Here is a 20,081-nt window from a genome sequence, read left to right on the forward strand (position 1 = left end):
GACACGGCTACGCTTGATAAACAAGGAGACTTCCATGCGGCGACTGCTGCTTTCCAATGACGACGGCGTCCATGCCCCTGGGCTTAAAGCGCTGCATGACGCGCTGCAGGCGCATGCCAATCTGCGTGTTGTGGCACCGGATCGCGATCGTAGCGGGGCAAGTAACTCCTTGACGTTATCGCGGCCGCTCTCGTTGACGGCGCTAGATAATGGTTTTTATAGCGTTGACGGCACGCCCGCTGACTGCGTTTATTTAGGTGTTAACGGCGTATGGGACGAGCATCCCGATCTGGTGATATCCGGCATTAATCATGGCAGTAATCTAGGGGATGATGTGCTTTACTCAGGTACCGTCGCCGCTGCCATGGAAGGGCGTAATCTGGGCATGACCGCAATTGCTATGTCGCTATGCGGTGAGCGCTACTTTGATACCGCCGGTAAAGTGGCTGCCAGCCTGATCGGCGCGGCCGACAGGCTCTCCTTGCCCCCCAGAACGCTGTTGAACGTTAACGTACCGGATGTGCCCTGGTCGTCCATCAAGGGCGTCAAGGTGACGCGTCTTGGGTATAGAGGGCCTGCTGAAAAGCCGCTGCCCGTTGAAGACCCACGCGGACGTACGCGCTACTGGATTGCGCCGGTGGCTGCTAATGCCGACGATGGCGAAGATACCGACTTTGCGGCTATTGAAGCCGGTTTCGTGTCGATTACCCCGTTGCAAACCGATTTAACGCGCCATCCAGCGCGCCGTGATGTGCAGGACTGGTTGGATGCCTTTGCCTGAGCTTTCACTCATTGAGCGTCTGGGACGAGGGATGACCTCCCAGCGCACACGAGACCGTATGGTTGATCGCCTGATTGAGCAGGGGATCCGCCACCCAAAGGTGTTGGACGTGATGGCCAGCGAACCTCGCCATCTGTTTGTCGATGAGGCCCTGGCTCATCGCGCCTATGAGGACACTGCGCTACCAATCGGGTTTGGGCAGACGCTCTCCCAGCCGCTTACGGTTGCCCGTATGACCGAGCTGGTGGTGAAAGCCGAGCCGCGTCGCGTGCTGGAAGTCGGCACAGGCTCTGGCTATCAAACGCTGATTTTATCGCGCCTGGTGAAAGAGCTTTACTCGATTGAGCGTATTTATGCCCTGCACGAGCGGGCAAGCGAGCGTTTGTGGCGGCTGGGGGCCGAGGCCAGATTGACCGTGGCTGACGGCGGTGAAGGGTGGTCCGCGGCGGCACCCTTTGATGTTATTTTGTTGACCGCCTGTGCTCAGACGCTGCCAGAATTGCTGCTTGAGCAGCTCAGCCGTGATGGGGTATTAATTGCCCCGCTTGAGGAACCTGACGGCAGCCAATGGCTTACCCAAATAAAGCGCATTGGCGGTGCCTTTGAAAAGCGGCGGCTTGAGCCCGTTCGCTTTGTACCCCTATTGCAAGGAGTGGTGGATTGAAGCGTAAAGCCTTGGGAATCTTTTTAAAAGGCGCCGGAATGGGCGCCGCTGATGCCGTACCCGGGGTGTCTGGTGGCACAATTGCCTTTGTGACCGGTATTTATGAAGAACTGATCAATACCATCAAGCAGTTTAGCCCCCGTGCGTTGGGGGTGTGGCATCGCAACGGCTGGCGCGCTTTATTCCAGTATTTGAACCTGGCTTTCTTGATTCCGCTGCTGACGGGTGTCGGGATCAGTCTGGTGAGCGTGGCGCACCTGGCGTTATGGCTAATGGAGGCGCACCCGCTATTGCTCGACGGGTTTTTCTTTGGTTTGGTCGCCGCTTCCTCGCTTGTCGTGGGGCAAGCCGGGAGGCGCTGGCGGTTCTGGTTTGTGATTCCACTGTTAGCAGGCCTGGTGCTGGCCAGCATGTTGCCGAGTTTAATGCCGCTGGTACTATTGATCGGCAATGAAGCGCTCGTTGTCATGGTGGCCGGCTGTATCGCGATTAGCGCCATGCTGTTGCCTGGCGTGTCAGGCAGCTTTTTGTTGCTCACGATGGGACTCTACGGCACGATTATGGGGGCTATCCGCAGCTTCGATATCACGATCATTGTGCTGTTTGGTATGGGGTGTGTGGTTGGCTTGGCATCGTTTTCACGCCTATTATCTTGGCTGTTAAAACGCCATCATGACTTTACCATGCAGCTACTTTTAGGGTTTATTATCGGCTCATTGCCGGTTCTCTGGCCGTGGCGTGAGCTGTTACGCTATCAAATAGGCCCTAGCGGGCAAATGATTCCATTGGATTATCGTTATTTGCTGCCGAGTGATTATGCGATGTTGACCGGCACTTCAGCGCAGGTCATTGGCGTGGTGGCGCTAATGGCTATTGGCGCACTGCTGGTCGTATTGTTAAATCGTCAGGCAGGACAGGCGGCCACGTCTGATTCAAAAATACCGCGCAGCGCTGAAAAGGAGTAGGGTTTGCATGCGTAAAATCTTCATGATGTCAGCGTTAGTATTGGCGATTAGCGGGTGTGCCAATCAACAGCATGGCGCCCCGCAGGTGCGTGATTTAAGCGAAGCGCGCAGTGCCGTGGAAAATTCGCCTCAATATACTGTAAAGCCCGGCGATACCCTGTATGGCATTGCCTGGCAGCATAATCTGGATTATCGGCAGTTGGCCGCGATGAACAATATCGAGGCACCCTATCAGATTCGTCCTGGGCAGATGATTGCCTTGCGTGATGGGGGCTCACGCGCTAATAATTCACCGTCCAATAATGCTCAGCCTAATAACCAGCCGCAAAATGCCCGCAGTGAATCGCGTGGCGTAGTGGCGACGGGGTTAAATCCCCCGACGACGGCGGTAGCCAGTAACGACCAGGAGCTCGATTGGCTGTTGCCTGACGAGTCGGCGATTGAGCGTAATCAACGTTTAAACGCTGAGGGTCAGGCACAAGAGCGTGCTAATCGCCAGGCCGTTGAGAGCGCTGAACAAGTAGCCGCTAGCAGCAATACGCCGCGTGAAGAGCCGTCCAAGCCAGAGGTCGTGGCAGCGGCTGAAGCAGAAGAGCCAAAACCTGAACCAGAGCCGGCGGCAGCTCCTGCACGCGAACCGGCGGAACAGTCCGTTGCCCAATCCGCGGCACCTGCTGCCACGCCTCCAGCACGTACAGATCGTTCATCGCGCACTTTCACGCCTGTAGAGACGATAAACTGGCAGTGGCCGACCGATGGACAGGTCACTGGCAAGTTTGGTGAAGGGGACTCGATTACCGCCGGGATTGATATCGACGGACAAAAGGGGCAACCTGTCAAAGCGGCTGGTCCTGGAATTGTCGTTTATGCAGGCAGCGGCGTACGTGGATACGGCAATCTCATCCTTCTTAAACACAATGATCAGTTCTTGAGTGCCTACGCGCACAACGACAGTTTAAGCGTTAAAGAGAATGATGTAGTGGAAGCGGGCGAGGTAATTGCCACCATGGGTAATAGCGATGCAGGAAGTGTCAGGCTGCATTTTGAGGTGCGTCGCGATGGACAGCCTCAGGACCCATTGGACTTTCTCCCCTCACGTTAACCACGGCCTGCAGCTAGGCAGGTGGATAATGGCAAGCTCTATGAATCAGCGCTAAGCCGCTGATTCAGCATAATAACAATAACGGTATTGCGCACCGACAGTGCGACTACCCTTTAATTTTTGGAAAAAGGCGGGCGGGCGATACTACGGGGGTAAGACCATGAGTATGCTGGAGAAGGATCTACAGGAGGTTGACCTGGATGCTGCCGAAGAAGCGTTTGATAACGCTGACGATGATGTCGCAGCGGAAGAGGATGCCTTTGAAAAAGCATTAGGGCGCGAGGATCGGCAGTCAACTCAAAGCTTAGATGCTACGCAAATCTACCTCAATGAAATAGGGTTTTCGCCGCTATTAACGCCAGAAGAAGAGGTCTATTACGGCCGCTTGGCGCGTAAGGGAGATGCACTGGGTCGTTCACGAATGATCGAGTCCAACCTGCGGCTGGTGGTTAAAATTGCCCGGCGCTACCTCAATCGGGGGCTAACGCTGCTTGACCTGATCGAAGAAGGTAATTTAGGTCTTATTCGTGCGGTTGAAAAATTTGACCCTGAACGTGGGTTTCGCTTTTCAACGTATGCAACGTGGTGGATTCGCCAGACTATCGAACGTGCGCTGATGAACCAGACGCGGACGATTCGTTTGCCGATTCACGTTGTTAAAGAGCTTAATATTTATCTGCGCGCAGCACGTGAACTGACCCAAAAGCTTGACCATGAAGCAACCGCAGAAGAGATTGCTGAACATCTCGATAAGCCGGTTGATACGGTTAAGAAAATGCTGGGCCTCAACGAGCGTGTCTCCTCGGTCGACTACCCCATGGGTGGCGAGAGCGATAAACCGCTGATCGATACCCTGGCTGATGACGATGTACAAGGCCCCGAAGGCAGTCTGGTCGATGGTGATGTGCGTGAACACGTGGATCACTGGCTGGATGAGCTAAGTGATAAACAGCGCGAGGTCGTTGTGCGCCGCTTCGGTTTACGCGGCCATGAAGCGGCCACTCTTGAGGAAGTGGGCGCGGAAATTGGCCTGACCCGTGAGCGTGTTCGACAAATTCAGGTGGAGGCGTTAAAGAAACTGCGCCGCTCACTTGAGAAGCAGGGCCTTTCATTAGAAGCTATTTTCGAAAGCTAGTTGATACGACCCATTCAGTAGGCACTGCCTTGACGCACCGAGTTTATGCTCGGTGCGTTGCCGTTAGGGCGATGGTTTATTGGGAACTTATTATGTATAAGCGAGATACGTGATGCGCCCGCTCGTGGCCCATATTGATCTAGACGCGCTGCGTCATAACTATCAGTTAGCGTGCCGCTGCGCACCGCAAAGTCGCTCTGTAGCGGTTATCAAGGCCGATGCCTATGGGCACGGTGCCGTAGAGTGCGCTCGCGCACTTGAAAGCCTGGTACCGGCCTTTGCGGTCGCGTGTATCGAAGAAGCCATTGCCTTGCGTGACGGCGGTATCAATAAGCCCATCGTGCTGTTGGAAGGCATTTTTAGTGCCGATGAGCTGCCGCTGGTAGACCGCTATGGATTGTGGACGGCCGTGCATAGCGCGTGGCAGGTTGAAGCGCTGATGGCATTTTCGCCTAGCCAGCCGATTCCCGTTTGGTTGAAGGTTGACTCGGGTATGCATCGGCTGGGGTTTGATGTAGATGAAACTCAGGCTGTCTGGCAGCGTTTGGTCGATGCGCCTCAAGTGACTGCGCTGCACTTGATGAGCCACTTCGCGACGGCGGATGCCAGGGACGGGCGCTATTTCAATCAGCAGCTGCAGCACGTACAGGCGCTGGCAAAAGCGCTTGATGCGCCCTTATGCCTGGCTAATTCACCCGCCACGCTTGCCTGGCCTGCCGCGCATGGCGACTGGAATCGCCCTGGCATTATGCTGTACGGCAGCGACCCGCTGGAAGCTGCCAACGACATCACCCGGCAGTTACGCCCGGTGATGAGTTTGCGCTCGGAAATTATTGCCCTACGTGAGCTGGATGAAGGTGAGCAGGTAGGTTATGCGGGACGCTGGCGCGCCAAGCGTCGTTCGCGTATTGCCGTTGTTGCTGCAGGCTATGGCGACGGCTATGACCGTCACGCGGTGGATGGTACGCCGGTGCTGGTCAATGGGCAGCGCTGCGCTATCGCCGGTAAGGTGTCGATGGACATGCTGACCATCGACGTTACCGATTTGAAAGAGGCTGGCATTGGCAGTGAGGTAGTGCTTTGGGGGGCCGCAAGCACAGGGGAACTGCTGCCAGTCGATGAGGTGGCAAGCTATTGCGATACGATAAGTTATACTTTGCTGACCGGGGTGTTGCCACGCGTACCCAGACGTTATCAAGAGTCCTTAGTGTAGGTGGTACGTATGTCGAAAAAAGAATACCCACGTTCGTTTGCCCATCCGCGCTACTGGGGCACCTGGCTTGCCATCGGCGCAATGTACGTAGCCGCCTGGTTGCCCTGGGGCGTCAAACTTTGGGTGGGAAAGATCATCGGGTTGCTCGCGTGGCGCTTTGCCAAGCGTCGGCGTGATATTACTGCCACCAATCTGGCGCTGTGTTTTCCAGAAAAAAGTGCCGATAAACAGCGCAAACTAGTGAAAGATACCTTTATTGCTAACGGTATCGGCCTGGTCGAAACGGCCACTGGCTGGTGTCGCGAAGTTGAAGGGTTTCGTCATCGGGTGGCTTATCATGGTCAGGAGCATCTGGCCCATGCCAAGGCGCAGGGAAAGGGCGTGCTGGTCGTCGGTATCCACTTCTCTACGCTGGATTTGGGTGGGGCGCTGCATTCGCTGTTCTTACCCGCCGATGTGGTTTATCGACCGCACAATAACCCACTTTTTGAGCGCTTCATGACCCGCGCTCGGTCACGCATTTTCGGTCAGGCGATTGATCGGCACGACCTGCGTGGGGTAGTGCGGCGTATCAAGGCCGGACATATTGTCTGGTACTCGCCGGATCAGGATTTCGGTCGCGATGTCAGCGTGTTTGCACCGCTGTTTGGTCAGCAGGCGGCGACTATCCGCTTAACGGCCAAAATCGCCCGGATGACCGGGGCACCGGTGGTGCCGTTGATGTTTCATCGCAATCCCGATAACCGCACCTATACCATCGAGTGCTTACCTGCGTTTGAAAACTTCCCGAGTAGCGATGAAGTCGAAGATGCCACCCGGATCAATCAGTTTATTGAACGGGCTATTCGCAAGCACCCTGAACAATACCTGTGGCTGCACCGGCGTTTCAAGACCCGTCCTGAAGGGGAAGAGGGGTTCTATTAACCCTTGTATGAAGCCTCTCACTAATCGAGAGGCGGGCTTGAGCAACCCTGTGCGGGGGCGCTGTTAATACCTCCTTGTACGCTACTTTCGCCATCTGACCGCCATGGATGGCGGAAATGCCGGAAATGTCAGGAACTGTTTTCCGGCCTTGGCGAAAGACCCCCGCTACCTGTGACAGGTACTATCAGCAAAAGCCGACTCGCGTCGGCTTTTTTTCGTCTACTCGGCGATTAGTCGAGGTTGCGCGAGTAGAAGATTTCCAGCATCTCTTTACGCAGACGGCTCTCGATGTCGCGGGCCTCTTCAAAGGTAATATCGCGACGCGAAGTGCCGAACAGGTAATTATCGAGTTCGAAATCCTTGAGCAGCATCTTGGTATGGAACATGTTGTCTTGATACACGTTCACATCCATCATTTGATACGCTTGCTTGGTATCTTCTGCCAGGTAGTCCTGGATCGACGCAATATTGTGATCGATAAACAGCTTTTTGCCATCCACATCACGTGTGAAACCACGCACACGGTAGTCCATGGTCACGATGTCGGAATCAAAACTGTGGATCAGGTAGTTAAGCGCTTTCAACGGGCTGATATGGCCACACGTTGAAACATCGATATCCAGGCGGAACGTACTGATGCCGTTATCGGGATGCGACTCCGGGTAGCTATGCACGGTGACATGGCTTTTATCCAGGTGGGCAACCACGGTTTCAGGCAAAGGACCCGGGCCTGGTTCCGTTTGCTCTGGATTGGCCTCATCAAGCTCATGCTCAGCAATGAGGATGGTGACGCTCGCTCCGTGAGGTTCATAATCCTGACGGGCGATGTTTAGCACATGCGCACCGATAATATTGGTGACATCTTTCAAGATCTGCGTCAGCCGTTCGGCATTGTAAAGCTCATCGATATAGTCGATATAAGCTGCACGCTGCTCTTCGGTTTTGGCATAACAGATGTCGTAAATATTAAAGCTCAGCGAGCTTGTCAGGTTATTAAACCCGTGGAGTCGGAGATTATCTGTCATGTCCGAACCTCCCTATGGCAGATGAAAATACCCCGACGAGCCAGCGCCGGAACCGAAAAGTACCTATTGCTACCCTCGCAACACCGCTTATATAAACGCGTAGGTAAGACAGTAGGGGGTAATACAAGCCGGCGTATTATGCCCGGCCCTGACGCGCTATGCATCCGACGGATGCATTTTTTTAACTTATCAGGCGTGACGGGCCGTAAGGGCAGGCGCTGGACGCTGCTCGCGTGCCTCAAGCTTCTTTGATCTCAAACGAATGAGTGATCTCAACACCGCCTTTAACCAGCATGATGGAAGCGCTGCAGTATTTTTCTGCGGAAAGCTCTACCGCGCGTGCAACCTGCTTCTCTTTTAGCGCCCGACCAGTGACCACGAAATGCACATGAATTTTGGTAAATACCGCAGGCACTTCGTCAGCGCGCTCAGCGTCGAGTTCGGCAACGCAGTCGGTGACATCCGCGCGCGCTTTATCCAGAATATTCAGGATATCAAACGCAGTGCAGCTACCCATGCCCATGAGCAGCATTTCCATAGGGCGCGGGCCCGTATTGCGGCCGCCGTGGTCGGGTGGGCCGTCAATGATAACGCTATGCCCGCTACCTGACTCGGCGACAAACTGACGACCATCTGTCCATTTTACCTTTGCTTTCACGTAGCTCTCCTCATCTAGGCAACGACAGGTAAGTCGCGCAGCATAACATTTCTATGCCAGGGCGCACTGTTTGAATCCCCGCCCCGGCGTTCTTTGATCGGTGATGGTTATAGGCTTAAAAAGTGCTCCAGAGCTGCAAGGCGCTCAGGTGTGCCTACATCCACCCAGTGCCCGGTGAAATGCTCGCCGCTAACGCGCTGTTCGTTCATGGCGTGTTTAAACAGCGGTGCCAACGCAAATGCCCCGGGGGGGTGGCCTGCCAGTAAAGCAGGATGAATAATGCTCACTCCTGCGTACGTGTAGCGCGGCGTGCCGTGAGTCAACGCGCGGCCATGCTCAAGGGCAAAGTCGCCATCTACATGATGTGCAGGGTTATCTACCAGCACGAGGTGCGCCAGGTCGTCGCCTTTGAGCATGGCCTGGGCAGGCAGGTAGTCGCACCAGATATCACCGTTGACCAGTAAAAAAGGTGCGTCGCCCAGCAGCGGTAGGGCGTTTTGAATACCCCCGCCTGTTTCAAGCGGCGTAGATTCCTGGCTCCAGTGAATGCGTAGGCCGTAAGTTTGCCCATCGCCCAGCGCTTGAATGATCTGCTCTGCGCGGTAGCTAACGTTGATCACTACCTCGTTAAAGCCTGCCTGCTGAAGCCGCTCAAGGTGGTGAACAATCAGCGGCTTACCTGCCACAGGCAGTAACGGTTTTGGGCAGTGATCGGTTAAAGGGCGCATCCGCTTGCCTAGCCCGGCCGCTAAAATCATGGCTTTCATTGTGTGCTTTCCGCCAGGCGTTGGGTAATCGCGGGGCGCAGGGTGTTGTTAACCCACTCGGCAAACGCTGTGTGCTCGGGCAGCGCGGCTAGGCTGTCTTCCAGGTGATCTAGAAAGTGCGGCAGGCGTTCCAGGTAGCCCTGTTTATGATCGCGTATGGTCAGGCGGCAAAAGATCCCCAGTACCTTGAGCGAGCGCTGAGCCGCCATAGCGTGGCACTGGGTTATAAACGTAGCCGCTGTCAGCGAGCCGGGAAGGCGGCCGTCGTGGCGTGCCTGAGCATAAAAAGTGTTGGCTAACTGGGTAAATTGAGGTTTGGTAAATCGCCAGTAGCGGCCGCACAATAACGAAATGATGTCATAGCTGATCGGGCCCGCCACGGCGTCCTGAAAATCAATCATATACAGACGGTCGTGACTGACCATAATGTTCATGGCATCAAAGTCGCGGTGTACACTCACGAAGGGCTGTACAAGCGCTTGCTCAATAAGCGCCGAGCGCAGTGGCTCCCAGCTGGGCGGAGTGGGTAGCTTCAGCCAGCTGCCCAAGCACCATTCGGGAAAAAGATCGAGCTCGCGGGCGAGTAGCGGTGCATCATAGGCAGGCAGTGCGCTGGGGCCGGCCCGATTCTGCAGCTCGGCAATCAGTGCCAGCGCTTTTTCGTGGTAATTAAGCACGCTATTTTCATCGCTAAACAGGTCTTGCATGGGCGTGCTGCCCAAGTCGTCCAGCAGTAAAAAACCGTCATCTAGATTGGCGGCATGAATTTTGGGCACGGGCAGCCCTGCTGCATACCAGCGGTTGCCAATGGCTACAAAAGAGGAAGAATCCTCTTGAGCTGGGGGCGCATCCATCACAATCTGTGTGTCGCCACCAGGAAGCGTTAGACGAAAATAACGCCGGAAACTGGCGTCGCCACCCGCCGGTGATAGAGTAATAGTGGCCTGATTCAGGCTATTTTGTTCAGCGGCCCATCGGGTGAGGGCATTTATCCGGGAAGAGGACATGCAAGCTCCTTGCTGGTCGGGCATCATGCGGGCTGTATAATACCTATTCTGGATGCCAAGGATAACGAACATGGGCAAGCGATTTTCGCGCACTTTACCGGTTGCGCATACGCTGATGGGCAGTTTGCTCGCGGGCGCCTCGTTTTCGGCGGTGGCGCAGGATCAGACGCTGCCCGCCGAAGCGCTCGACTGGCAGGCCTGGGGGCAAGGTGAAGCGTCACAACAATTATGCCGTGGGCGCTATGTGATGCCCGGCTACCGGTTGCCCGCTGAGCAAGACCCGGAGACACTGTCGGTTGAAACGCAAGAGGCGGATTATGCCTCCGACGGTGAAGCACTGCTACGCGGCGATGTGGTATTAAGGCGCGCTAACACCGAGCTTGAAGCGGAGCGCATTTTTCTACCTGCCAACCGCGAGCAGGTTGATGCCGAGGGAAACCTGGCGCTGCGCGATGGTCAGGCCCTACTGCGTGGCGATAGTGCGACCCTAATGCTCAACGAAGACCGGGCCACTATAAACAATAGCCACTATGTGCTGTATGAAGAGCATTTGCGTGGTCAGGCAAGCCAGCTTGAGCAGACGGGCGAAGCCCAGTATCGCTTGCACGATGCTTCCTTCACGTCGTGTGATCCCGGTGCTAATACCTGGCAGCTGGTGAGCAGCGATATTCGGCTAGATCAGGCCAAAGGCTTCGGCACCGCGCGGCATGCACGCTTGGAAGTCAAAGATGTACCTATCTTTTACTGGCCGTGGCTGCGCTTTCCAATTGATGATAATCGCCATACGGGCCTGCTGGCGCCAGCGATCGGTTTCTCATCGGATGGCTTTGATTACGCCCAGCCGTTTTACTGGAATATTGCCCCTAACCACGATGCCACCATTACGCCGCGCTGGATGACCGATCGTGGTTTGTTGCTTAACGGTGAATACCGCTACCTGTTTTCCGAGAGTGCAGGCACCGTCGAGGGCGGTTACTTAAGTGGCGATGACGGCGGTACTAGCGGCGATAACCGCTTTGCAGGTGAAGATCGCTGGTATATCGATGCGCAGCATGCCGGGCGTATCAATAACCGCAGTAACTACCGTTTGCGCTATGGCGCGGCCAGTGATGGCCGCTACTTTGACGATTTCGGCGGCCAGTTCGGGGATAGCGACCGGGTCAGTATGGAAAGGCTTGCACAGGTCGATTATCAAGGCGAGCGTTGGCAGTTGGATGCCCGTGCCCAGGGGTTTCAGCGCCTTGAAGACCCGCTTAGCGATACCGATAAGCCGTTTTATCGGCTGCCCAGTTTAACTGCCAATTCCAATTGGCAGCTGGGTAGCGGAATTTATAGCGAATGGCGCTCCAACGTCACTTATTTCTGGCGGGATGTGGATGAGCGCCGCGTACCCGAACAGGAAGCCGCGACCGGTAGCCGTTTGCACTTAACGCCTGCCGTTGGCTGGCGCGCCGAGAATAGCTGGGGATATGTCGAGCCGCGTACCGAGCTTTGGTATACGGCATACGACCTAGACTATGGCGAGCGTGAAACCGATCGGGGTACGACCCCCAGCCGCAGCATAGCGGTTACCTCGGTGGACAGTGGCCTGGTGTTTGAGCGCGAATTGGAGTTGGGCAGCCGTGATTATCGGCAAACTCTGGAACCGCGTCTCAACTACGCCTATGTGCCGCGTACCAACCAGACCCAGCTACCCGATTTTGATAGCCGTGAGCGTGCGTTCTCCTGGGATCAGCTGTGGTCACCTCATCGGTTTTCCGGGGCCGACCGGGTCGGCGATCTAAACCGCGTATCATTGGGCGTGCAGTCGCGCTTGATTGAGGACAGCAGCGGTCGGGACCGTTTGACGTTCGGGGTTGGGCAAAGCGTCTACTTTGCCGAGCGCCGCATCGATAGTGAAGGGGACCCGGACACACTGCCTGCGCGTCCCGAAGAAGATCCTAACGTCAACCCGCAGCGCTACTATCAGGCCACGCGTGATCGCTCGCCGCTGGTCACCCGGCTGGACTGGCAGATCAATGACCGCTGGAGTACCGGCTACGAGTGGCTTTACGATGACCATCGCGAACAGACCGAGCGCTCAAGCGTTGACGTCAATTATCGCCACCCGGCAGGTCATGTAGTGAACCTTGGGTACCGTTGGGAGATCGAAGGATTTGATCCAGATTCGGTACCTGGCGATGACGGCTTTCGCAATTACAACCGCGAAGAGTGGGATCTGTCGTTCGCTTGGAAAGCCAACACCAGGATTGATTTGATTGGCCGCTACCTTCACGATCAAACCAATGACCGTTCGCTTGAACAAATGGCCGGCGTACAGTGGAACGACTGCTGCTATGGTGTGCAGCTTGTCTGGCGTGAGTGGGTAGACGATAACGATACGGCACGCGTTGAGGATGATTTTAACGATCGCGGGCTATTTTTACGCTTTGTATTCCGTGGCTTAGGTGGCGTTGGCCAGCAGGCCGATAGCTATTTTGAACGGACCATTCCGGGTTACCGTCCTACGCCTTTGTAATGACGTTCTTGAATGGCGACTGAAAGAGACCTTTTATGAAGACCAGAAATACGCTGCTAGCCCATGCAAAAATCGTATCGGCCACGGGTGTCATGGCCCTTTGCATTGGTGCCGGTGCGCTCGTTACGCCGCTTGTATCACAGGCGCAAGATTTTGCGTCTACCCAGCGCCAGCCGATCGATAGCGTCGTCGCCGTGGTGAACGAAGGCGTTATCATGCGTAGCGAGCTCGATGGCCGGGTTGCCCAAATACAGCAGCAGGCTCAGGCGCAAGGCGGCTCGCTTCCGGCGCGCTCAGCGCTTGAAGCCCAAGTGCTTGAGCGGATGATCATGGATGAAATCCAGATGCAGCTAGCCCGCCGCAGCAACTTGAGCGTTGATGATACGGAGCTTAACCGTCAGCTACGCACGATTGCTGAATCCAACGATATGACCTTGGAGCAGTTTGCTGACGAGGTGGAATCTGAAGGCATGACGCTTGCCGACGTTCGCGAAGACATTCGTCGTGAAATGCTGATGCGCCAAGTGCAGCAGCGCCAGGTAGGTCAGCGCGTATCGGTAAGCGACCGCGATGTGCAGCGTGTGCTGGAGCAGCAGGGCAATCAGGCGAGTGATCAGGCATTTGTCGAAGAAATCCGTGCGCGCCACATCCTGGTCGAGCTGACACCAACACGCAATGAAGACCAGGCTCGCACGCGCGCTCAGGAAGCTCGCCAGCGCCTGCAGCAAGGCGCTGACTTTGCATCAGTGGCACGTGAATTTAGCGATGATCGCGGCAGCGCTCTTAACGGCGGCGAACTTGGCTGGGTACGCCCTGGGCAAACCGTGCCGGCGTTTGAAGAGGCGATGCAGTCACTTGACGTTAACCAGATTTCTGAGCCCGTACGCTCTCAGTTTGGTTATCACATCATCGAAGTAGAAGAGCGTCGTCGTCAGAACGTCACCCAGGAGAGCCGTCGCGAGCAGATTCGCCAGGCGATTTTCCAGCGCCGCGCCAATGAAGAGCTGCAAATCTGGCAGCAGGAAATTCGCTCGGAAGCCTTTGTGGATATTCGTCTCTAATGACTCAAACCACTGGCCTGCCGCTGCTGATCACTACTGGGGAACCCGCAGGTATCGGGCCTGAACTGGTGCTGATGCTCGCATCGCAGGGCAACCTGCCTGAGCAGACCGTGGCGATTGGCGATGTAGATATGCTGCGCCAGCGTGCGGCTGAGCTTGCGCTTGATGTGACGCTGGTGGAAGCTCACCCCGGTGAGCCGGTCAAGGCAACGGCTGGCAAGCTTCCGGTATGGCGGGTCGCACTCAAGGAGCCTGCGATGCCGGGAGTACTGAATCCGGCTAACGCAGGGTACGTGCTGGCAACCCTCGAACTGGCTGTCAACGCATGTATGGCCGGCCTGGCGGCGGCTATCGTTACGGCGCCGCTGCATAAGGGCGTCATTATCGAAGGCGGCTATCCAGACTTTACCGGGCATACAGAGTGGCTGCGCGATGCCTGTGGCGTCGATGAGGTGGTCATGATGTTGGCAACCGATGCGGCACTTCATGCACAGGCGCCTGATTGGCAGGGCAGCGGTGATTTGCGCGTTGCCTTGGTGACTACGCACCTGCCGCTGCGCCACGTCGCCGATGCGATTACCTTTGATCGAGTGACGCGTATTAGCCGCCTGCTGGCGGCTGACCTCAAGCGCCAGTTCGGCATCGCATCGCCACGTATTGCGGTATGCGGTTTAAACCCTCATGCGGGCGAGGATGGCCATCTTGGCCGTGAAGAGCTGGACACTATTATTCCAGCGCTTGAAGCCCTGCGTGCGGATGGGCTTAAGATCGAAGGGCCACTGCCCGCCGATACCCTGTTTACCCCACGCCATTTGGCGGGTGTGGACGCCGTGCTTGCGATGTATCATGACCAGGGCTTGGCAGTACTTAAGTACGCTGGTTTTGGTCAGGCGGCCAATATTACCCTGGGCTTGCCGTTAGTGCGCACTTCGGTAGATCATGGCACGGCGCTTGATCTGGCCGGTAAGGGGGTGGCCGACCCCGGTAGTCTGCGTATCGCGCTTTCGCTTGCACGACGCCTTGCCACTCAGCGGATCAATGCTGTCTGCTAGTCTTATGCTTCACGTTTGAAAAACCTCCAAGGAACTCTGTTAGATGTCTCAAGTGCCCCAGCAGCACCGTGCTCGCAAACGCTTCGGTCAAAACTTTCTACGTGACCTGGGTATCATCTCGCGTATTGTGCGCTCTATTGGGCCGCGGGAAGGCGACCGGCTGGTTGAAATTGGGCCAGGGCAGGGCGCGTTAACCGCCCCGTTGCTTGAGGCCGCCGGGAAGCTTGAGGTGATTGAACTGGACCGCGATTTGATTCCCGGTCTGCGGGTGCAGTTTTTCAACTATCCTGACTTTATTATCCATGAAGGCGACGCGCTGAAATTTGATTTTGCCGCGCTTAAAGGCGATGGCCCGGCCCTGCGCGTGGTCGGCAACTTGCCCTATAACATTTCAACGCCGTTGATTGTGCATTTGCTAACCGCCGGTAATGCCATCGCCGATATGCACTTCATGCTGCAAAAAGAAGTTGTCGAACGGCTCGCCGCTGAACCGGGCGGTACCGATTGGGGACGGCTTTCGGTGATGGCGCAGTACTATTGCCAGGTGGATCAGCTATTTATCGTCCCGCCCGAGGCCTTTGTTCCGCGTCCGAAAGTCGACTCAGCCATTGTGCGCCTCACGCCCCACGCTGCCTTACCGCATGTTGCCGATGACCCAGCGCTACTTTTTGAGCTGGTAAAGCTTGCGTTTGGTCAGCGGCGTAAAACCCTGCGCAATAATTTCAAAGGCCGCGTTAGCCCGGAAACCCTGGAAGAACTAGGGATTGATCCGGTGCGTCGCCCGCAAACGCTAACCGTGGCCGAATATGTGGCCATTGCCAACCGCGTCGCGGCGGATGACGCGCTAAACGCTGGTGGGAGTGATGTCGGGTGAGTGGTCTAGCCATTGAGGTCAGCGTGACACCGGAATACTGTGCGGCGGAGTCTAGCGATGTAGAGACGCGCTACGTCTTCAGCTACACCGTTACCGTGCATAATCAAAGCCCACACAGCGTACAGCTGATGGCCCGCTACTGGAAAATCACCCAAGGCGGTGGCGATAGCCAGGAGGTGCGCGGCAAAGGCGTGGTAGGCCAGCAGCCGCTTATCGGGCCCGGTCAGCGCTTTCGCTATACCAGCCGCGCCATTCTGCAAACGCCGGTTGGGGTGATGGAAGGCGCCTACACGCTGCTCAATACCTATAGCCAGCGTGCGTTTGAAGTGTCGATCGCACCCTTTCGTCTGGCCGTGCCGCGCCAGCTGCACTGAACGCGGCTTTAACGCTGAGTGTTATGCCTGGTTTAAGCGCTGGTTCAAGTGATCGCATAAGCGAAGGGCAAGCTGAACCAGCGTCAGGGTCGGGTTGGCGTGCCCGGCGCTGGCAAACACGCTGGAACCTGCCACGTACATATTGTCTTGGGCAAAAAGGCGGCAATCGGCGTTGACGATACCTTGCTCAGGGTGATGGCTCATGCGCGTACCGCCCATATGATGGCGACCCGCGAGCTCGCCGTCGGTGGGCAGCGTGACAGGCAGTGCCGCAAGCCAGTCCGCCAGCTGTACCCGGCCAATATCCGTGTCCAGCAGGTACTCGCCCAGCAACAGCAAGCTTTCGCGAATAGTATGCCGATCAAGCGCGGACTGTTGCCATACCAGTCGGCTACGCGGAATGCCCAGTGCATCAAGCTCATCGCTAAGCTCAACGCGGTTTTCAAAGCGCGGCTCCTGCTCCCAGGCGGCTCTTAACATTGCACCATGCAGCACACGCCCTTGGGCTTGCCACTCGACAATACGTTGCCCCAGAGAAGGCGCCTGCAGGCTAAGCTCATCGATTAGCGCCTGGGTTGCCTCTGGATTCATGCGGTGCAAACGCAGACCGCAGTTGAGTATCTCTCGGCTTGCGAGTGCCTGCTCATTGGGGGATAGGAAAACGTTATAGGCCTCATCCAGCCCTAACACTTCCGGCTCAAAGATAAGCGCCTGACCGACCGTTGCGTGAGGATGCTCCATCCAGTAGCGCCCCAGCGTCTGGGCCTGCGGAACCAACTGGCCGTCCGCCTGTTGATTGCACCAGAGCAGTAAGCGGGCATTATCAATACCCCCGCAAGCAAGAATGAAGTAGCGGGCGCGAACCTGGTGCTGCTCGTCCTGGTAGTTAGCAAGCGTCGCGCTGGCAACTCGGCCGTCGGTCGTTTCCAGTGCGACGAGATTGGCGTTTAAGCAGCACAGCAGATTTTCTGACTCACTCAGCGTATCGGCGTACTTCAGCTGTACGCGAGTGGGGCCTCCCAGCGAGAAGTAGATACGGCTAAGCGCGGACGACTCAATGGGCTCATCCGCTGGGATGGGATCTAAATCAAGCAGATCAGCTGCGGCGCTAAAGTAGGGCGTAAGCTCCGTATGGCTAATCGGCCAGGCGGTCTCGGGAGCGGCGGATTTGGCAGTGAAGTCATACGGGTCAAGCGGGCGACACACGCCACCCCAATGGTTCGTCGAGCCGCCCAACTGACGCAGTCGGCTGGCTTCAAGCGGGAGATATGCATCACCGACGACCTCGCCACGGTAGCTATCCTGGGAGCGTTCGCTAAATACTTCATCGCCCCCTTCGCACATCAGAATGCGGTGCCCCTGGCGGGCAAGTGTCACACCAATCGATACGCCGGCGGCCCCGCTGCCAATAATGCACACATCCACTGTATCGCCCAGCTCAGCGAGCTTTTCGAAAGGCAGGTACATTAGCGGTCACTCGCGCGTAGTAGCCAGCCGTTAACCATTATGCTGTCTGGGGAATGACGAGAGGATGATGCAGGCGGGCGGTTCTGTGCGCTGACAGCCGGGAGCAGAGTGCTAACCGGCACGAGCGCTACACCCATGCCGGCAAGCGTCGCAGCTTTTAATAGCCGACGCCGTGTATAAGTAGGCAGCATAATCGTTATATTGTCCCTGGCCTTGGATGGTTTACTTTGCAAGGTGTTATAAGCGTTATGAAAGGCAGCATTCTGAAAAGTAACCGCGCCTACATTACGGACGCTCAATTTATATTGATGCAAATTTGCCCATCCCACCAGAGCAAATTTGCGAATACTGCTAACGTACGATAAGTAGTAGGTTTTAATGAGTAGCACGTTTGGATGAGTAGTGCGTTTTGATAAGTCGTACGTTTGGGTTAGTGCGATATCGGTTATTTTTCATGCTGGTTATTTTTCAACACTCGTTATTTTCAATATTGTTTTGCAGCACTCTTTTTTTATTCAACATAAGGCCCCGCGCATGAGTACCTACGCGATTGGCGATCTGCATGGCTGCTACGCCGAGTTTATGGCGTTGCTTGAGAAGCTCAATTTTAATCCCAACCAAGATACCCTGTGGCTGGTGGGGGATGTGATTAACCGCGGCCCCGGCTCGCTTGAGTGCTTGCGTGAAGCACAGGCGCTAGGCGGGGCAGTACGCTGCGTGCTGGGTAATCACGATTTTCACCTGTTAGTGGTGGCGCGTGGCGGTGGCAAGCAGAAAAGACACGATACGCTCAGCGAGATTCTAACCGCTCCCGACCGTGAGCCAATGCTTGACTGGCTGCAAAGCCAGCCACTCGCCGTACAGCAGGGCAATATCTTGATGACCCACGCCGGATTATTGCCCCAGTGGCGTGTCGAGCAGGCGGTGGCGTATAGCCGTGAAGTCGAGCAGGCCTTGGCCAGCGAGCAGTCGGGGCGTTTTCTAACCGAGCTGTTTGGAAATCAGCCTGATCGTTGGCGGGAAGACCTTGAGGGAATGGATCGGCTGCGCTTTATAGTCAATGCCCTGGCGCGAATGCGCTTTATCGATGCGCAGGGGCAGCTGGACTTTGCGGCAAAAGAAGGGCTTGAAAGCGCTCCGCCAGGGTTTGCACCGTGGTTTCAGTACCCGCGTGACGATAACCCGCATTTACTGTTCGGCCATTGGGCGGCCCTGGAAGGCAAAACGCCTGACGCCAAGGTGCGTGTGGAGGCACTGGATACCGGCTGCGTATGGGGAGGGACGTTAACCGCGCTTGACTTGGACACCGGCGAGCGGATCAGTGTACCCAGCCAGCAGCAGGGAGAACGCTAGTGGCGGCGAATCCCAACGATCCGTGTATTGCCGGGCTGGACGTGTACCGCGTAGGTGGTGCCGTGCGTGATGCGCTTTTAGGCTGGCCTGTTTTTGATAACGACTGGGTCGTGGTCGGCGCGTCGCCAGAGGCCATGCGCCAGCGGGGCTTCAAGCCAGTGGGGCGAGATTTTCCGGTATTTTTGCATCCTGAAACCGCCGAGGAGTACGCCTTGGCGCGTACCGAGCGCAAGTCCGGCTTCGGGTATTCCGGCTTTGAGGTACACGCAAGCCCTAATGTCACCTTGGAAGAAGACTTGCTACGCCGCGATCTCACTGTTAATGCGATTGCTCAGCGGGTAGATGGGCCGCTTATTGATCCCTTTCACGGTCAGCGCGATATCGAAAAGCGCGTGCTGCGGCATGTTTCCCCGGCATTTAGTGAGGACCCGCTGCGTGTACTACGCACGGCGCGCTTTTTAGCCCGCTATAAGCCGCTGGGGTTTTGTATCGCCGATGAAACGCTGGCGCTGATGACGCAGGTGAGCCGTAGCGGTGAACTTGAACATCTGGCGGCTGAGCGAGTGTGGGTGGAAACCGAGAAGGCGCTGGGCGAGCCGGACCCACAGGCCTACTTTACGACGCTAGCACAGTGCGAAGCGCTGTCGGTATGGTGGCCAGCATTCACTGATGGCAGGCTTGAGCAGGGGCTAGCGGCAATGCACAGCGCCCCGAGTGATAGCCAAACGCCGCTCGCCCACTGGCGTTACGCGTTACTCGTCAGCGTGCTGGAGGATGCTGAGCGTGAGATGTTGGCGAAGCGATTGCGTTTACCCAGCGCTGTGGCTCAACTGGCGCGCTATGTGGCCTTGAGCTTACACCTTTTAAAAACGCCTTTGGAGCCGGATGCCGTACTACACTGGCTGGAGCGTTTGGATGGCTGGCGCAAGCCCGAGCAGGTCACAGCACAGCTTCAGCTAGTGGATGCTGTTGCGCACGCAAGCGTGGCGCCCTTAAGTGCTGCTTGGGAAGCCGCGCGCAATGTAAGCCCTCAGACGCTGATAGCTCAAGGCTTTAAAGGGGCGGCGTTAGGTAAAGCGTTGCGCGAACAGCGCCAGCGGGCGGTGTTTAACGCTCTGGGCTAATCTGCCTGTCAGTCAAA

At 56.4% G+C, this 20,081-nt stretch carries 19 protein-coding genes; 14 read left to right on the forward strand and 5 right to left on the reverse strand.

The features are described from left to right. Window positions 1-34: 34 nt before the first annotated feature. The 7 genes from surE (at window position 35) to lpxL (ending at window position 6,784) form a co-directional block, all read left to right on the forward strand. A complete protein-coding gene (gene surE / locus ACT3R7_RS02115) occupies window positions 35-781 on the forward strand; it encodes a 5'/3'-nucleotidase SurE (protein WP_192536967.1) in 747 nt (248 codons plus the stop codon). Continuing rightward, window positions 768-1,445: a protein-L-isoaspartate(D-aspartate) O-methyltransferase gene (locus ACT3R7_RS02120; RefSeq protein ID WP_192536968.1), complete on the forward strand. Its 678-nt coding sequence runs from the start codon at window positions 768-770 to the stop codon at window positions 1,443-1,445. Before surE ends, ACT3R7_RS02120 begins: the two co-directional genes overlap by 14 nt. After that, entirely contained in the window at window positions 1,442-2,410 is a 969-nt protein-coding gene (locus tag ACT3R7_RS02125) for a DUF368 domain-containing protein (protein ID WP_193092326.1), read from the forward strand. The genes ACT3R7_RS02120 and ACT3R7_RS02125 overlap by 4 nt, the downstream gene beginning before the upstream one ends. A gap of 7 nt (window positions 2,411-2,417) precedes the next feature. Continuing rightward, window positions 2,418-3,512 carry a peptidoglycan DD-metalloendopeptidase family protein gene (locus tag ACT3R7_RS02130; RefSeq protein ID WP_193092327.1) on the forward strand — a complete coding sequence of 365 codons (1,095 nt, stop codon included), beginning with the start codon at window positions 2,418-2,420 and terminating at the stop codon, window positions 3,510-3,512. 160 nt (window positions 3,513-3,672) lie between these two features. Further along, complete coding sequence (gene rpoS / locus ACT3R7_RS02135; RefSeq protein WP_193092328.1) at window positions 3,673-4,647, forward strand: RNA polymerase sigma factor RpoS; 975 nt, start codon at window positions 3,673-3,675, stop codon at window positions 4,645-4,647. Between the two features lie 112 nt (window positions 4,648-4,759). Continuing rightward, entirely contained in the window at window positions 4,760-5,860 is a 1,101-nt protein-coding gene (alr, locus tag ACT3R7_RS02140; RefSeq protein WP_193092329.1) for an alanine racemase, read from the forward strand. A gap of 9 nt (window positions 5,861-5,869) precedes the next feature. Beyond that, window positions 5,870-6,784, forward strand: a complete 915-nt coding sequence (gene lpxL / locus ACT3R7_RS02145; protein WP_193092330.1) for an LpxL/LpxP family Kdo(2)-lipid IV(A) lauroyl/palmitoleoyl acyltransferase — start codon at window positions 5,870-5,872, stop codon at window positions 6,782-6,784. Window positions 6,785-7,014: 230 nt separating this feature from the next. Here lpxL and speD read toward each other — a convergent pair whose 3' ends face one another. The 4 genes from speD to ACT3R7_RS02165 form a co-directional block, all read right to left on the reverse strand. Beyond that, window positions 7,015-7,809: an adenosylmethionine decarboxylase gene (gene speD, locus ACT3R7_RS02150; protein ID WP_018916434.1), complete on the reverse strand. Its 795-nt coding sequence runs from the start codon at window positions 7,807-7,809 to the stop codon at window positions 7,015-7,017. Between the two features lie 238 nt (window positions 7,810-8,047). After that, window positions 8,048-8,467 carry an OsmC family protein gene (locus tag ACT3R7_RS02155; RefSeq protein WP_018916435.1) on the reverse strand — a complete coding sequence of 140 codons (420 nt, stop codon included), beginning with the start codon at window positions 8,465-8,467 and terminating at the stop codon, window positions 8,048-8,050. Between the two features lie 107 nt (window positions 8,468-8,574). After that, window positions 8,575-9,234, reverse strand: a complete 660-nt coding sequence (gene murU, locus ACT3R7_RS02160) for an N-acetylmuramate alpha-1-phosphate uridylyltransferase MurU (RefSeq protein ID WP_193092523.1) — start codon at window positions 9,232-9,234, stop codon at window positions 8,575-8,577. After that, on the reverse strand, window positions 9,231-10,241 hold the full coding sequence (locus ACT3R7_RS02165) for an aminoglycoside phosphotransferase family protein (RefSeq protein WP_193092522.1): 1,011 nt from the start codon (window positions 10,239-10,241) through the stop codon (window positions 9,231-9,233). Before ACT3R7_RS02165 ends, murU begins: the two co-directional genes overlap by 4 nt. Before the next feature lie 70 nt (window positions 10,242-10,311). On the opposite strand from ACT3R7_RS02165, the gene ACT3R7_RS02170 reads away from it, so the two are divergent. The 5 genes from ACT3R7_RS02170 to apaG are packed head-to-tail and all read left to right on the forward strand — an operon-like array spanning window position 10,312 to window position 16,120. Next, window positions 10,312-12,759: an LPS-assembly protein LptD gene (locus ACT3R7_RS02170; protein ID WP_193092521.1), complete on the forward strand. Its 2,448-nt coding sequence runs from the start codon at window positions 10,312-10,314 to the stop codon at window positions 12,757-12,759. 35 nt (window positions 12,760-12,794) lie between these two features. Beyond that, window positions 12,795-13,820 carry a peptidylprolyl isomerase gene (locus ACT3R7_RS02175; protein ID WP_193092520.1) on the forward strand — a complete coding sequence of 342 codons (1,026 nt, stop codon included), beginning with the start codon at window positions 12,795-12,797 and terminating at the stop codon, window positions 13,818-13,820. Continuing rightward, window positions 13,820-14,872 carry a 4-hydroxythreonine-4-phosphate dehydrogenase PdxA gene (gene pdxA, locus ACT3R7_RS02180; RefSeq protein WP_193092519.1) on the forward strand — a complete coding sequence of 351 codons (1,053 nt, stop codon included), beginning with the start codon at window positions 13,820-13,822 and terminating at the stop codon, window positions 14,870-14,872. The genes ACT3R7_RS02175 and pdxA overlap by 1 nt, the downstream gene beginning before the upstream one ends. Window positions 14,873-14,915: 43 nt before the next feature. Beyond that, the gene (gene rsmA, locus ACT3R7_RS02185; protein WP_193092518.1) at window positions 14,916-15,746 is read left to right on the forward strand and encodes a 16S rRNA (adenine(1518)-N(6)/adenine(1519)-N(6))-dimethyltransferase RsmA; all 831 of its coding nucleotides are present in this window, start codon (window positions 14,916-14,918) and stop codon (window positions 15,744-15,746) included. After that, window positions 15,743-16,120: a Co2+/Mg2+ efflux facilitator ApaG/CorD gene (gene apaG, locus ACT3R7_RS02190; protein WP_018916442.1), complete on the forward strand. Its 378-nt coding sequence runs from the start codon at window positions 15,743-15,745 to the stop codon at window positions 16,118-16,120. The genes rsmA and apaG overlap by 4 nt, the downstream gene beginning before the upstream one ends. Window positions 16,121-16,141: 21 nt before the next feature. Here apaG and ACT3R7_RS02195 read toward each other — a convergent pair whose 3' ends face one another. Beyond that, entirely contained in the window at window positions 16,142-17,587 is a 1,446-nt protein-coding gene (locus tag ACT3R7_RS02195) for a GMC oxidoreductase (protein WP_193092517.1), read from the reverse strand. 534 nt (window positions 17,588-18,121) lie between these two features. On the opposite strand from ACT3R7_RS02195, the gene ACT3R7_RS02200 reads away from it, so the two are divergent. Both ACT3R7_RS02200 and ACT3R7_RS02205 read left to right on the forward strand, forming a co-directional pair. Next, a complete protein-coding gene (locus ACT3R7_RS02200; RefSeq protein WP_193092516.1) occupies window positions 18,122-18,940 on the forward strand; it encodes a symmetrical bis(5'-nucleosyl)-tetraphosphatase in 819 nt (272 codons plus the stop codon). Then, entirely contained in the window at window positions 18,940-20,064 is a 1,125-nt protein-coding gene (locus ACT3R7_RS02205) for a tRNA nucleotidyltransferase/poly(A) polymerase-related protein (RefSeq protein ID WP_193092515.1), read from the forward strand. Before ACT3R7_RS02200 ends, ACT3R7_RS02205 begins: the two co-directional genes overlap by 1 nt. Window positions 20,065-20,081: the final 17 nt, after the last annotated feature.

It is taken from the genome of Halomonas sp. AOP43-A1-21 (assembly GCF_052376775.1).
GTDB lineage: Bacteria > Pseudomonadota > Gammaproteobacteria > Pseudomonadales > Halomonadaceae > Vreelandella > Vreelandella colorata.

Excerpts from the sequence above, each read along its gene's own strand:
- ACT3R7_RS02200 (WP_193092516.1), top strand. The coding sequence starts at position 18,122 with ATGAGTACCTACGCGATTGGCGATCTGCATGGCTGCTACGCCGAGTTT.
- speD (WP_018916434.1), bottom strand. The coding sequence starts at position 7,809 with ATGACAGATAATCTCCGACTCCACGGGTTTAATAACCTGACAAGCTCG.
- ACT3R7_RS02120 (WP_192536968.1), top strand. The coding sequence starts at position 768 with ATGCCTTTGCCTGAGCTTTCACTCATTGAGCGTCTGGGACGAGGGATG.
- ACT3R7_RS02170 (WP_193092521.1), top strand. The coding sequence starts at position 10,312 with ATGGGCAAGCGATTTTCGCGCACTTTACCGGTTGCGCATACGCTGATG.
- ACT3R7_RS02130 (WP_193092327.1), top strand. The coding sequence starts at position 2,418 with ATGCGTAAAATCTTCATGATGTCAGCGTTAGTATTGGCGATTAGCGGG.
- surE (WP_192536967.1), top strand. The coding sequence starts at position 35 with ATGCGGCGACTGCTGCTTTCCAATGACGACGGCGTCCATGCCCCTGGG.
- ACT3R7_RS02165 (WP_193092522.1), bottom strand. The coding sequence starts at position 10,241 with ATGTCCTCTTCCCGGATAAATGCCCTCACCCGATGGGCCGCTGAACAA.
- ACT3R7_RS02195 (WP_193092517.1), bottom strand. The coding sequence starts at position 17,587 with ATGTACCTGCCTTTCGAAAAGCTCGCTGAGCTGGGCGATACAGTGGAT.
- rpoS (WP_193092328.1), top strand. The coding sequence starts at position 3,673 with ATGAGTATGCTGGAGAAGGATCTACAGGAGGTTGACCTGGATGCTGCC.
- lpxL (WP_193092330.1), top strand. The coding sequence starts at position 5,870 with ATGTCGAAAAAAGAATACCCACGTTCGTTTGCCCATCCGCGCTACTGG.
- pdxA (WP_193092519.1), top strand. The coding sequence starts at position 13,820 with ATGACTCAAACCACTGGCCTGCCGCTGCTGATCACTACTGGGGAACCC.
- ACT3R7_RS02175 (WP_193092520.1), top strand. The coding sequence starts at position 12,795 with ATGAAGACCAGAAATACGCTGCTAGCCCATGCAAAAATCGTATCGGCC.
- murU (WP_193092523.1), bottom strand. The coding sequence starts at position 9,234 with ATGAAAGCCATGATTTTAGCGGCCGGGCTAGGCAAGCGGATGCGCCCT.
- alr (WP_193092329.1), top strand. The coding sequence starts at position 4,760 with ATGCGCCCGCTCGTGGCCCATATTGATCTAGACGCGCTGCGTCATAAC.
- rsmA (WP_193092518.1), top strand. The coding sequence starts at position 14,916 with ATGTCTCAAGTGCCCCAGCAGCACCGTGCTCGCAAACGCTTCGGTCAA.